Annotated in this window: 12 protein-coding genes; 5 read left to right on the top strand and 7 right to left on the bottom strand. The window is 64.4% G+C overall.

What is annotated here, in order from left to right; all coding sequences use genetic code 11:
• Window positions 1–50 precede the first annotated feature (50 nt).
• The gene (locus tag MTR72_RS28480; protein ID WP_341511610.1) at window positions 51–1,451 is read left to right on the top strand and encodes an FAD-dependent oxidoreductase; all 1,401 of its coding nucleotides are present in this window, start codon (window positions 51–53) and stop codon (window positions 1,449–1,451) included.
• A 60-nt stretch (window positions 1,452–1,511) separates the two neighbouring features.
• Here the strand turns inward: MTR72_RS28480 and MTR72_RS28485 are convergent, their stop codons facing one another.
• Entirely contained in the window at window positions 1,512–1,655 is a 144-nt protein-coding gene (locus MTR72_RS28485; RefSeq protein ID WP_341511611.1) for a hypothetical protein, read from the bottom strand.
• 193 nt (window positions 1,656–1,848) lie between these two features.
• On the opposite strand from MTR72_RS28485, the gene MTR72_RS28490 reads away from it, so the two are divergent.
• Window positions 1,849–3,252, top strand: a complete 1,404-nt coding sequence (locus MTR72_RS28490; protein WP_341511612.1) for an MFS transporter — start codon at window positions 1,849–1,851, stop codon at window positions 3,250–3,252.
• A gap of 47 nt (window positions 3,253–3,299) precedes the next feature.
• The gene (locus tag MTR72_RS28495) at window positions 3,300–4,127 is read left to right on the top strand and encodes a BKACE family enzyme (RefSeq protein WP_341511613.1); all 828 of its coding nucleotides are present in this window, start codon (window positions 3,300–3,302) and stop codon (window positions 4,125–4,127) included.
• 127 nt (window positions 4,128–4,254) lie between these two features.
• On the opposite strand, the gene MTR72_RS28500 is transcribed toward MTR72_RS28495, so the two are convergent.
• Genes MTR72_RS28500 through MTR72_RS28525 form a run of 6 tightly spaced genes read right to left on the bottom strand, consistent with a single transcriptional unit; the run spans window position 4,255 to window position 10,966 of the window.
• Complete coding sequence (locus MTR72_RS28500; protein WP_280970258.1) at window positions 4,255–5,232, bottom strand: Bug family tripartite tricarboxylate transporter substrate binding protein; 978 nt, start codon at window positions 5,230–5,232, stop codon at window positions 4,255–4,257.
• Between the two features lie 47 nt (window positions 5,233–5,279).
• The gene (locus MTR72_RS28505; protein ID WP_280970259.1) at window positions 5,280–6,410 is read right to left on the bottom strand and encodes an iron-containing alcohol dehydrogenase; all 1,131 of its coding nucleotides are present in this window, start codon (window positions 6,408–6,410) and stop codon (window positions 5,280–5,282) included.
• 39 nt (window positions 6,411–6,449) lie between these two features.
• Window positions 6,450–7,484 (bottom strand): 4-hydroxythreonine-4-phosphate dehydrogenase PdxA, encoded by a 1,035-nt coding sequence (pdxA, locus tag MTR72_RS28510; RefSeq protein WP_280970261.1) that lies wholly within the window; start codon window positions 7,482–7,484, stop codon window positions 6,450–6,452.
• The gene (locus MTR72_RS28515; RefSeq protein ID WP_280970946.1) at window positions 7,481–8,593 is read right to left on the bottom strand and encodes a four-carbon acid sugar kinase family protein; all 1,113 of its coding nucleotides are present in this window, start codon (window positions 8,591–8,593) and stop codon (window positions 7,481–7,483) included. Before MTR72_RS28515 ends, pdxA begins: the two co-directional genes overlap by 4 nt.
• Window positions 8,594–8,627: 34 nt before the next feature.
• On the bottom strand, window positions 8,628–10,061 hold the full coding sequence (locus MTR72_RS28520; protein WP_341511614.1) for an FAD-binding oxidoreductase: 1,434 nt from the start codon (window positions 10,059–10,061) through the stop codon (window positions 8,628–8,630).
• Window positions 10,061–10,966: a dihydrodipicolinate synthase family protein gene (locus MTR72_RS28525; protein ID WP_280970263.1), complete on the bottom strand. Its 906-nt coding sequence runs from the start codon at window positions 10,964–10,966 to the stop codon at window positions 10,061–10,063. The genes MTR72_RS28520 and MTR72_RS28525 overlap by 1 nt, the downstream gene beginning before the upstream one ends.
• 224 nt (window positions 10,967–11,190) lie before the next feature.
• On the opposite strand from MTR72_RS28525, the gene MTR72_RS28530 reads away from it, so the two are divergent.
• Window positions 11,191–11,988 (top strand): IclR family transcriptional regulator, encoded by a 798-nt coding sequence (locus MTR72_RS28530; RefSeq protein WP_280970264.1) that lies wholly within the window; start codon window positions 11,191–11,193, stop codon window positions 11,986–11,988.
• Window positions 11,989–12,197: 209 nt separating this feature from the next.
• The coding region (locus MTR72_RS28535) for a GDP-mannose 4,6-dehydratase (protein WP_341511615.1) at window positions 12,198–12,527 on the top strand (330 nt) is incomplete at its 3' end.

The raw sequence follows: 12,527 nt of genomic DNA on the forward strand, positions 1-12,527 counted from the left end.
AGCCACTCCGCGCCGCATCCGCGATCAGCCGAACTCCGGGAGGAGAAGGGATGAGCAAAGTCCTGATTTGCGGCGGAGGCGTGATCGGATTATGCGCAGCGACGATGCTTGGTCGCGACGGCCACCGCGTCACAGTCCTGGAGGTTGATCCGGCAGGTCACCCTACGGCGCCCGCCGAGGGATGGGATTCGTGGGAACGCCCCGGAGTTGCCCAATTCAGGCAACCTCATAACCTCAGTTCGCGATTTCGGATGATCAGCGATCAGGAGTTGCCGGGGCTGAAGGCTGATCTGCTTCGAGCCGGTTGCGTCTGGGTGGACTATCTCGACAGTCTTCCCCCAACCATAACGGACCGAACCCCACGTCCCGGCGACGAGGCCATACGCTTCGTCACTGGCCGCAGGCCCATCATAGAATGGGCCGTAGCTGCAATGGCGCAAGCTGCGCCTAACGTGACCATCCGTCGGGGGACCAAGGTTCGCGAATTGATCACAGGTGCATCGGCAATTCCCGGCGTGCCGCACGTTGCAGGGGTACGCACGACATCCGGCGAGGAGATTCGCGCCGATCTGGTTATCGACGCGATGGGACGGCGAAGCGCGGCATGCGATTGGATCGTCAGCGCGGGTGCCCGCAGGCCGATTGAGGAAGCCGAAGATAGCAACTTCGCTTATTTTACGCGATATTTCGCCGGGCAACAGCGGCCTCGCAGGATGGGACGCGCGCTCACGCCAATGGGCTTGTTCTCGATCCTGACCCTGGATGGGGACAATGGCACTTGGTCGATCACCTTGTATACTTCGTCCAAGAACAAGGCGATGCGAGCCTTGCGTGATACGGCGACGTTCCATCGCATTGTCTCCGCGTGCCCGCGGCAAGCCCATTGGCTCGATGGCGAGCCAATCACGCCCGTCCTTCTGATGGCGGGAGTTGTCGACCGGTACCGGCGGTTTGTCGTCGATGGTCAGCCCGTCATCACGGGGTTCGCCGCTGTAGGTGATGCATGGGCGTGCACCAACCCGTCCGCCGGACGGGGCTTGAGTGTCGGCCTTCTGCACGCCCAGGTGCTCCGCAATGTTGCCCGCCTGCACATCAACGATCCAGTAGCGTTCTCCCGGCAATACGACGCTGAGACAGAAAAACAGGTCGGCCCGTTTTATCGAAACCAGATCGCCGCGGACCGCGCGCGGATCGCTGAGATGAACGCTCTGGAAGAGGGCGTGCCGGTGCCCGCACCTAACCCGGTCATGGCTAAGCTTCTCGTTGCATCTTCCCAGGACGCAGACGCGCTTCGTGGAATGATTGAAATCGCGATGTGCCTTGCGCTGCCTCAGGATGTCATTGCCAGACCGCAGGTAGCTGCAAAACTTGCCGAATTGGACGGCTATGAATTGCCGCAAGACCCCAACATCATCGATCGACATCGGCTGGCAGCGCTACTGGATGGCTGACTTTGAGTAAGCCAGACCATCCTTCCCGCGTCGGCGCTGCGCGCTGCCAGCCTGCTCCGCTCAATCGATCTTGATCGCGGCTTTCTCGATCACGCTCTTCCAGCGCGTCGTCTCCGAGGCGACGTAGGCGGAGAATTCCCGCGGGTCCTTCGCGGTCGCATCACGAGATTTCCTCCCTTGGCCTGCGGCAGCACGACCTAACATGATGTTAGGTTTCTCGCATAACAGGGTAATTGTGTTAGCTCGCGGAAAGCCTATTGTCGCGCCGAACCAGACAGGTCTCGGCAGTCGAACAGACGCGTGCGGAAAGTCCGCCGCGCTTTCCGACATTGCTGCCCAACACATCCATGAAGCCCGGTCACGGGACGCCAGCAAACAGGTTGGAGGAAACTTGCAGATGACCACGGCTCGGGCGATCCATGAGGTCGGTCAGTCCAAGAAAGCTGCTGCGAGCGGCTGGATCGGATCGGCGCTTGAATATTATGACTTCTTCATCTACGCGACCGCAGCGTCGCTGATCTTCCCGCAAATCTTCTTCCCGTCGGACAATCCCACCGTTGCCATCGTCGCATCACTGGCGACGTACGGTGTTGGATACGTGGCCCGGCCGATTGGTGCCTTCGTTCTCGGCCACTGGGGCGATACCCATGGCCGCAAAACAGTTCTTATCGTCTGCATGTTCCTGATGGGCATCTCGACGATGGCCGTCGGCATCCTGCCGACGTACCAAGAGGTCGGCATCCTGGCGCCGATCCTTCTGGTCATCCTGCGTCTCGTGCAGGGCTTTGCCGTTGCCGGCGAAATCTCCGGCGCGAGCTCGATGATCCTGGAGCATGCGCCATTCGGGCGGCGCGGATTCTATGCAAGCTTCGCGCTTCAGGGCGTGCAGGCCGGACAGATCCTTGCGGCGGCGGTCTTCCTGCCGCTGGCAGCCTACATGCCCACCGAAGCGTTCAATAGCTGGGGCTGGCGGATTCCCTTCCTGCTCAGCTTCTTCGTCATCGTCGCGGGCTACGTCATTCGCCGCGAAGTCGAAGAGACCCCCGCCTTTGCCAGGGAAGATGAGCGGGGAGAAACTCCGCGGGCTCCGATCATTCAGGCCATCAAGCTGAATTGGAAAGACATGCTCAGGGTTGTCTGCATGGCACTGATGAATGTCATTCCGGTCGTCGCGACGATCTTCGGCGCAGCTTATGCCGTCCAGTCTGCCTACGGCATCGGTTTCGCGAAGGACGTTTATTTGTGGATCCCGGTTCTCGGAAACATGCTGGCGGTATTCGTCATTCCCTTCGTCGGCAATCTGTCCGACAAGGTCGGTCGCAAGCCTCCGATCATCGTCGGCGCGCTCTGCTCCGGCTTGCTCGCATTCGGCTACCTCTATGCAATCAGCATCAAGAATGTGCCATTGGCGATCCTGTTGTCGCTCCTGATGTGGGGTGTCGTCTATCAGGGCTACAACGCGATCTTCCCAAGCTTCTATCCCGAGCTGTTTCCGACGCGAACCCGGGTTTCGGCGATGGCCATCTCGCAGAACATCGGAACGACTATCACGGCGCTGCTTCCCGCCCTGTTTGCGATTGTGGCGCCTCCCGGCTCGGCCAATATTCCGCTCACGGTGGGAGCGATCGCCTTCGGCATCACGGTCATTGCAGCCCTCGCAGCCGTAACTGCCAGGGAAACGTACCGGATCAGCATTGATGATCTCGGCGATCCGGGTGCAGTTCCAATGCCAAGGGCAGACTACGAGCGCAGGCGTGCGGAGACCGCAAACGCAAACGCGACTGCCATTTCGCCGGCATGATCGCGATCGTCGCCCGGCTGCATATCGCTGACCCAAGGAGTTGAAGGATGACCCCTGTTGTTGTTGCTGTCGCGATTACCGGTTCCGTTCCGCGCAAGAAAGACAATCCGGCAGTGCCGATCGCGCCGTCCGAGCAGATCGAGTCGACGCACGAGGCCTTCGAGGCCGGCGCGACCCTCGCGCATATTCACGTTCGAAATGACGACGAAACGCCATCCTCGAATCCCCAGCGCTTTGCGGAGGTGCAGGAGGGTATCAAGAAGCATTGTCCGGGCATGATCGTTCAGTTCTCGACTGGAGGGCGCGGCCGCGATCCGTCGGCGCGCGGGTCGGCGCTCTATCTAAAGCCCGACATGGCGTCTCTGTCGACCGGATCGGTGAACTTTCCGACCATTGTCTACGAAAACAGCGCTGCCCTGGTCGAGCAGCTCGCCACCGGCATGAAGGCAGGCGGCATCCGTCCCGAGATCGAGATCTTCGATCTGTCGCACCTGCATGGCGCCCGCCGCCTGATCGAGGCGGGACTGATCGATGAGCATCCCCACGTGCAGTTCGTGATGGGCGTCAAGAACGCAATGCCGGCGGACGAGCATGTCCTCGACATTCTTCTGGGGGAGCTCAAGCGGCTGATGCCGAAATCGACCTGGACCGCGGCGGGGATCGGGCGCCACCAGGCTGAAGTCATGGGCTGGGCGTTGTCGCGGGGAGCCGATGCGGTTCGCACCGGGCTCGAGGACAATATCAGGATCGACAAGGATCGCCTGGCCAGAAGCAACGCGGAGCTCGTGGCCCTTGCTTGGGAGGCGGTCGCGCGTCACGGCCGACACGTCGCCACCCCGGCCGAGGCGCGATCGGCGCTCAGAATTGCAGGGTAGGGCGCGCGGCGAGGGCAACGATCAGGTTCGCTGTTCGCCGCCCGCGAGGGCTTGAGGCGCTCCAGTTGCGCATTGTCATGCGCACTGGCTGGAGGCTACGACAGCCGACGCTGCCGAGCACCTCCAATCAATCCAGTTTGATCGCAGCCTTCTCGATCACGCTCTTCCAGCGCGTCGTTTCCGACGCGATGTAGGCGGAGAATTCCTGCGGGTCCTTTGCGACCGCGATGGCGCCGAGCTCGGCCATCTTTGCCACCGTTTCCGGCTGCTTCATGAACGTGCGGATTTCCTCCGCGAGCTTGTCGACGACCGGCTTCGGCGTGCCTGCCGGCACCAGGAAGCCGTGCCAAGCCACCGCTTCGAAGCCCGGCAGGAATTCGCTCATTGCGGGTAGCTGTGGATCGAAGGCGGCGCGCTCCGGCGTTGCGGTCGCCAGCATCACGAGATGTCCTTCCTTGGCCTGCGGCAGTAGCAGCGGCACGTTGTCGAAGGCGAGGTCGATCTGGCCGCTCAAAAGATCGGTCAGCATCTGGCTCGATCCCTTGTAGGGCACGTGAACCATCTGCGTTCCCGTCATCTGCTGGAACAGCTCGCCGGCGAGATGCTGCGAGGTGCCGACGCCGGCCGAGCCGAACGAGACCTTGTTCGGATTGGCCTTGAGATAGGCGATCAATTCCGGCACCGACTTCACCTTGAGCTTGGCCGGATTGACGACGAGAACGTTGGGCACGACGCTGATCTGCGCGACCGGGATCAGGTCCTTGTCGGGCCGGTACGACAGCTTCTCGCCATAGAGCGTCGGGTTGATCGACAGCGCCGAGGTGCTGGCAAGGCCGATCGTCGCGCCGTCAGGCGCCGCACGCGCCAGCCGCGTCACGCCGAGGATGCTTCCGGCGCCGCCGACATTCTCGACTACGAACGTGCCGCCCCAGGTCTTTTGCAGATGCGATGACACCATGCGTGCGAAGATGTCGGCGGTCCCGCCCGCGGAAAACGGCACGATGACCGAAACGGGCTTGCTCGGATAGTTGTCCTGCGCCTGCACCGGTGCAATCGCCGTCACGGCGCATAGCGCGGCCGCCGCCAGAAATGCTCTGCGTTTCATAGTCTCTCCCTTGTCTTGATGGTTGGAAAACCTCGCGCGCGAGCCGTTCAGAACGCGGCTTCGTACATGGCTAGAATCTCGTCCTTGCCGAGATCGCGCGGATTGTTGTCGAGCAGGCGGCGAATGGCGTGCGCTTCGGTTGCCATCGACGTGAGGTCCTCGCGCGGCACGCCGACCGCGGAGAGCCGCATCTCGATGCCGAGGCCGGCGCAGTAGCGGTAGGTGGCATCGAACGCCGCACGCGGATCGTCGGTCGCTTCCAGCCCGAGCGCCTTCAGCACCTCGCACGTCTTGTCGCGCACCGCCGGCATGTTGAAGGCAAGCGTATGCGGAAAGATCAGCGCGCAGGCGAGGCCATGGGCGATGTGGTGGCGCGTGCCGAGCGGATAGGCGACCGCGTGCCCGGCCGTAGTGTTGACCGGACCGAGGCAGAAGCCGCCATAGAGCGAGGCCAGCGACAGGCCCGCGCGCGCCTCGCGGTCCGAACCGTCCGTGACGGCGCGGCGGAGAAAGCGGCCGACGAGACGGATGCCTTCGATGGCGTAGAGATCGATGGCGGGATGTGCCTTGCGGCTGGTGAAGGCCTCGACGCAATGCGCCAGCGCATCGACGCCGGTCGCCGCGGTGACCTGCGGCGGAACGGTCATGGTGAGATCCGGATCGACCACTGCGAGATCGGCAAGCATGAAGCGGCTTTGCACCGCGAGCTTGTTCTCGGTGGCGGGGTCGGTGACCAGCGCACGGATGCCGCCCTCGCTGCCGGTGCCCGACGTGGTCGGCACCTGCACCAGGAAGACGTCACGGGACGCGACCTTGTCGGGACCGACGACATCGACGAGCTTCTGCCGGCCGCCTCCGAGCACGGCGACGAGCTTGGCAACATCCATCGCACTGCCGCCGCCGAAGCCGACCACGAGATCAGGGCTGGCCGTCTTTGCGACCGCCAGCGCCTTCTCCAGGTTCGGAATGTCCGGCTCCGGCTTGACCTCGCCGAACACGCTGACCTCGCCGGGTAGGCCGAGCACGTCGACACGCGCGGCGTTGAAGGCGTCGGCGATGACGAGCGGGCGTCTCGCGCCGTTCTCACGCGCGAACTGCGCCACGCGCGCGATCGTTCCGGAGCCGAACGCGACGATCTCGGGCTGGATCAGCTCGATGGGGGCGGCAAGCGTGGTCATGGTGTCTCGTTCCAAAGCTGTGATGATGGCCGCGCGCGATCACGCTCGCACGGTGCCGGCGGCAAGCCGCTCGGCATATTCGATCGCCTCGATCAGGCTGCGCTCGTTGGCGATGCCCTTGCCGGCAATGTCGAAGGCGGTGCCGTGATCGACGGAGGTACGGATGATCGGCAGGCCGAGCGTGATGTTCACGCCGGAGAGTTCCTGCCAGCGGCCGGTGGCGGGATCGACTTCGAAGCCGAGCAGCTTGACCGGGATGTGGCCCTGGTCGTGGTACATCGCGATGACGGCATCATACTGGCCGGCGCGCAGCTTGACGAAGACGGTGTCGCCCGGAACCGGCCCGAGCACATTGAGCCCGTCGGCGACGGCCTTGGCGATGGTTGGCTCGGACACATCGATGTCCTGCCGGCCGAACAGCCCGCCTTCGCCGGCGTGCGGATTGAGCGCGGCCACCGCGATCTTCGGCTGCTTCAGGCCAAGCCCACGCAGCGCCTTGTCGGTGAGATCGATGACGTAGCGCAGCCGCTCCGGCGTCAGCCGCTTCGGCACGTCCTGCAATGCGACGTGGGTGGAGACATGGCTGACGCGCATGTTGCCGTGCGCCAGCATCATCACCGAGCCCTTCACGCCGGTCAACTCGGCCAGCATCTCGGTGTGACCGGGATAGTGATAGCCCGCCTTGTTGAGCGCTTCCTTGTTCAGCGGTGCAGTGACGATGCCGCCGATGCGGCCGGCCTGAGCAAAGCGCACGCCGTGCTCGACCGCCTTGAATGCGAAACGGCCGCCATCCGCCGATAGCACGCCCGGCCGGATCGGCTCACCCTCGGCGTCGGCCTGGAGAAAACAGAGATTGGGCCAATCGGCATCATCGGCACGAACCTCGGGAATGTCGATGTTGGCCTGCAGATGAAGAACCGCGTTCTTCAGCGCACCCCCGCTGCCGATGATGATGAGGCGCAGGTCGCCGGCATCGATGCGCGCGCGCAGGCGCTGGCAGGCCTTGATGATGATTTCCGGCCCGATCCCGGCGGGATCGCCCATGGTAATGGCAAGATGGCGAGCGGCGGTCATGAGGCGTGTCTCTCGATGAGCAGATGATTTTCCTGGAGCAGATGTCGCCAGAGGTCTGGCGCACCGAAGGCGCCCGACTTCGATATCACCTCGACGCCGTCCCAGCGCCCGCCTTGAAGCAGCGAGCGGGGCAGGCCGGGAACGATACGCCCGGTGACCTTGAGCGCGCCCGCGCCGAGCGCAAGGCAGACGGCCTTCAAGGTCTCGCCGCCCGCCACGATCAGCGTGCCCGGCGGGTCGAGCGCGGATGTCAGTGCGGTCAGTTCGCGCGCGATCCGCTTTGCCGCTTCGCCGCGGGACAGGTTTGGCGCGAGGTCGAAGCGCACCATGGCCACGCGATCATGCGCCAGCTTGCGGCGGACGATGTCGGCACTGTCGGTGTCCCGATCGCTGAGCGCCACGACGGCGGGACCGCAGGCGTCGAGCTGCGCTGCCGTCGCTCGCTGATCCGAGCCGAACAATCCCAGCACCGGCGTGCGCAATGTCTGCGATGCGACGGCGGAATGGCCGCGCGTGAGCGCGCCGGCAAGACCGCCGCTGCCGCACCAGAGGACCGGAAAGGGCGCCTGCCGGCCGATCGCGGCCACCCGGTCGAGATCGGCATCGCTCTCGGCGTCGAAGACATGGATGCCTTCCGTCAACGGCGCATCGCGCCGCCCGGTGCGGGCCTGCAAGCCTTGCGCCGCGAGCTGCGCCAGAAGGCTGTCGCCGACGGGAGACCAGCGGCCATCCGGCCCCAGTGCGAACTGCTGGCCGCCTTTCGTGCGCCGCCCCTGATAGGCGAAAGCGGGCGCAACGATGCAGGCTGTCCAGCTTCCAGCGCGCAATGTTGCGGCGAGCTCGGCCGCCCATGCGCCGCGCAACAGGCTGTCGACCTTCTTGTAGGCGATCCCGGCTCCGCCAAGAATCGGCGCTAGCCGCTCGACGATCGCAACGCTGTCGGCAAGGTTGCGCTCGCGGGTTCCGCTGTCGATCGCGAGGCATGAGGGCAGGGCGCTCGGCGGCGCATCGGCCCAGATCACATCGAACGGCCCGCACAGGCCGACGAACTCGGCGGCCGTATCCAGCGCGCCGGTAAGGTCGTCGGCAAGGAGGCGTAAGGATGTCATGTTGGACGACATGAGCGGTTCCGGCATCTGTAGTCTAACCGTCCGCGAAGATCTTGCCAGGGTTCATGATATCGGCGGGATCGAGCAGGGCCTTGATCTCTTTCATCAGCTCGATCTCGAGTGGATCGGTCACCCGCGCGAGCCGGCTGCGATTGGTGATGCCGATGCCGTGCTCGGCGCTGATCGCGCCGCCTTGCGCGGCGGTCTCGTCGTCGACGATTTCGTTGATCTCGCGCACCAGCGCCGCGGTCTGCTCGGCGTTTTCGCAGCGGGTGCGATCGAGGATCGCGATGATATGGATGTTGCCGTCGCCGATATGGCCGTGCATGACGACGCGGGCGTGCGGCACCGCCGCCACGATCCGCCGCTCGACATTGGTGGCAAACGCGGCCTGCCGTTCCAGCGGAACGGCGCTGTCATGCGACACCACGTAGCCGCTGCGCTTGTTGCCCTCGGAGACACTGTGCCGCACCGCCCAGATCGCCTTGGCCTGCGCTTCGCTGGATGCCACGATGGCGTCCTGGATCAGGCCGTCGTCGAACGCCTGCGCCAGGACGGCCTCCAGCGGCGTATGCAGGTCGACGCCGGCAAGCGAGTCCGTGAGCTCGATGATGAGATACCAGGGCGTGTCGAGCGCGAACGGGACGGTGACGTCAGGCACGGTCTCGGCGATCACCTCGATCTGACTGCGCGACATGATCTCGAGGCTGCCGAGCCGGTCGCCGACGGTGCCCCGCAGCCGTTGCATCACCTGCAACGCCTGCTCGACGTCCTGCAGCTTCAACAGCGCCAGCGCCGAGCTGCGCCGCGGCGCGAACAGTTTCAGCACGGCCGCGGTGATGATGCCGAGCGTGCCCTCCGCGCCGATGAAGAGCTGCTTGAGGTCGTAGCCGGTGTTGTCCTTGCGCAGCGCGCGCAAGCCGTTGAACACCCGGCCATCGGGCAGCACGGCCTCGAGCCCGAGCACCAGCTCGCGGGTCGGGCCATAGCGCAGCACCGCGGTGCCGCCGGCATTGGTCGAAATGTTGCCGCCGATCTGGCAGCTCCCTTCCGCGCCGAGGCTCAGGGGAAAGTAGCGGTCGGCCGCGGCGGCTGCAGCCTGAATCTCCGCAAGGATGCAGCCGGCTTCGACCGTGATGGAATTGGCGAGCGGGCTGACCTTGCGGATGCGGCGCATCCGGTCGAGCCTGATCACGACGTTTCGCGGGCTGGAATCCGGCGTCGCAGCGCCGCACATGCCGGTATTGCCGCCCTGCGGGACGATGGCGATACCGCGCTCGGCGCATAGTTTCACGACGCCGGCGACTTCCTGTGTCGAGCCCGGCTTGACCACGGCGAGGGCTTTGCCGCGATAGCGGCCGCGCCAATCGACGACATAGGGGTCCTGGTCGTGGCCGGGCGCGATGACGTGACGGTCGCCGACCACCGCTGCGAGATCATCCAGCAAGCGATCGTCGGTCACATCCATCAGACGGATTCCGTGAGCGCGGTGCCGGCCGCGAGCAGCTTGTCGATATTCTCCTGCGGCAGCGGCAACAGCGGCGGCCGAACCCTGCGCCAGCCGTCACGGCCGGTTCTCTGGGCGAGGAGCACCTTGAGCGAAGCGATCTGCGGAAACAGCGATGCACGCTCGCGCGCCTTGATGATGCGGTTTTGTGCGGCCTCCAGTGCCGCATCGCCGTCGTTGAAATGACGCAACACGTAGGCGAGATCGCGCGCGACCAGGTTAGAGGTCGCGGTGATGCAGCCCGCGCCGCCATTCCTGAGCAGCGGAAGCAGCAGCGGATCGGCACCGGCGAGGACGGCGAGGCCGGGGAATTTCTCGATCATCGCCGTCATGTTGGTGAAGTCGCCGGAGGAGTCCTTGATGCCGACGAAGACCGCCGGATACTGCGCGCGCAGCCGCGCGATCACGGCGTGCGAGATGGGTTGATGTGACATCTGCGGAATGTGATAGAGCACGACCTTGAGCCGCGGATCGGCGATACGCTGCACGATCTCGCTGTAGGAGGCATAGACGCCGTCGTCGGAAACGTCCTTGTAGTAGAAGGGTGGCAGCATCACGACGGTGCCGACCCCGAGCGACAAGGCGTGGCGGGTCAGATCGATGGTCTCGGTCAGCGCCGCAACGCCGGTCCCCGGCAGTAGTTGCGAGGGCGTAATGCCGGCCTTGACGGCGCTTTCGAGCAGCGCCCGCCGCTCCGCGCCCGAGAATGAATTGGCTTCCCCGGTGGTACCGAGCAGCGCAATGCCGTCGCAGCCTTCGTCGAGCAGATGGCGGCAATGACCGGCGAAAGCGCCGAGGTCCGGAGTCAGATCCGCATTGAGCGGCGTCAGCGCCGCGCAGAATACGCCTTTGGGCTGAAGGTCCACGGGGGCTCCTCCGATGCGCCGCTTCCGTTCTTGTGTTGATCGGAATGCGAACAATTGTTGCTGATTTCGCTTTTTGTAGGGCGATCGCCACCTTGCGTCAAGCGAGGGAGAATTCCATTTCGCAGGTATCGTTGCGTCTGCTACCAATGCCGGTCGCGGCGGGAGCGCGGGATCTGCCTCGCATCTACTCCAGCGCACCGTCCGAACAACGTGAGTTTGCAGAATTGGCCAAGACCGCGGCCCCGGCCGACAATCCCAAGAACTTCGTCAATTCGGTGGGCAAGGCCTTTGCGGTCCTCAAGAGCTTCACGCCCGAAGAATTCGAGCTGACCATCACCGAGATTGCATCGCGCGCTGGCATGGATCGCGGCACCACGTTCCGCCTGGTGCAGACGCTGGTCAAGCTCGGCTACCTCCATGCAATCGAAGAGACGCGCCGCTATCGGCTGAGCCTGGCCTGCCTCGATCTCGGCTACACTGCGCTCTCCGCCGGTAATCTGCGAGGGCAGGCGGAGCCGCTGCTGCGCGAGCTGGTGCCCGCCTTCGGCGATGCCGCTTCGCTGGGCGTGCTTGATGGCAGCGACGTCGTCTATCTTGCGCGCGTGACCGCCGGGCTCGACCGGCACAAGATCGATCGCCGGCCCGGCAGCCGGATCAAGGCCTATGCGTCGGCGTTGGGGCATGTGATGCTGGCCGGCCTGCCGAAGGAAGAGCAGATCAAGCGTCTGGAGGCCAGCGAACGGATCAAGCTGTCGGAGCGCACCTTGACCGGGTTGAAACCGCTGCTTGCGCGGCTGGAGCAAGTCCGCAAGCAGGGCTTTGCGGTCTCTGATGGCGAGAATGCCTATGGCTTGCGGACGATCGCTGCGCCGGTTTTTGACAAGGGCAGGTCTGTGGCCGCTGGCATCAGTTTGACCGTCGATGCCAATCGTATGGACATCAAGTCGTTCGAAAAGACCGGTCTGCCGGAGGTGCTGAAGATCGCGCGCGTGCTGAGCGAGACGGCCCTGAAGAGCGGTTAGAGCGAACCGCCGCCCCGGGATCATAAGCCGGCGGCCGATGGTCGCCGTCAGTCGCCTGATTCGCGTCATTGTTATGGGGCTTGGGAACAGACCCGATTGCTGCCGTATTGGGTTGACCCCGGCGGTCGATATGTCAAAGAAGGGCGGATCTTCAAGTGCAAGTGGAAGGCAGCGCCCGTCGGGGAGCTGTCGCGGGAGCAAGTGCAGACATGCGTGAGCGCATCGCTTTGATCACCGGCGTGACCGGCCAGGACGGCGCCTACCTCGCCGAACATCTGCTGTCGCTCGGCTATGTCGTGCACGGCATCAAGCGGCGGTCGTCGTCGTTCAACACCGCGCGGGTCGATCATCTGTATCAGGACCCGCATGTCGGCAATGTGCCGTTCATGATGCATTACGGCGACATGACCGACTCGACCAATCTGATCCGCCTGGTGCAGCAGATCCGGCCGACCGAGATCTACAATCTCGCCGCCCAGAGCCACGTCGCCGTCAGCTTCGAGAGCCCCGAATACACCGCCAATGCCGACGCCGTCGGC

This window comes from Bradyrhizobium sp. ISRA442, from assembly GCF_038085055.1.
Lineage (GTDB): Bacteria > Pseudomonadota > Alphaproteobacteria > Rhizobiales > Xanthobacteraceae > Bradyrhizobium.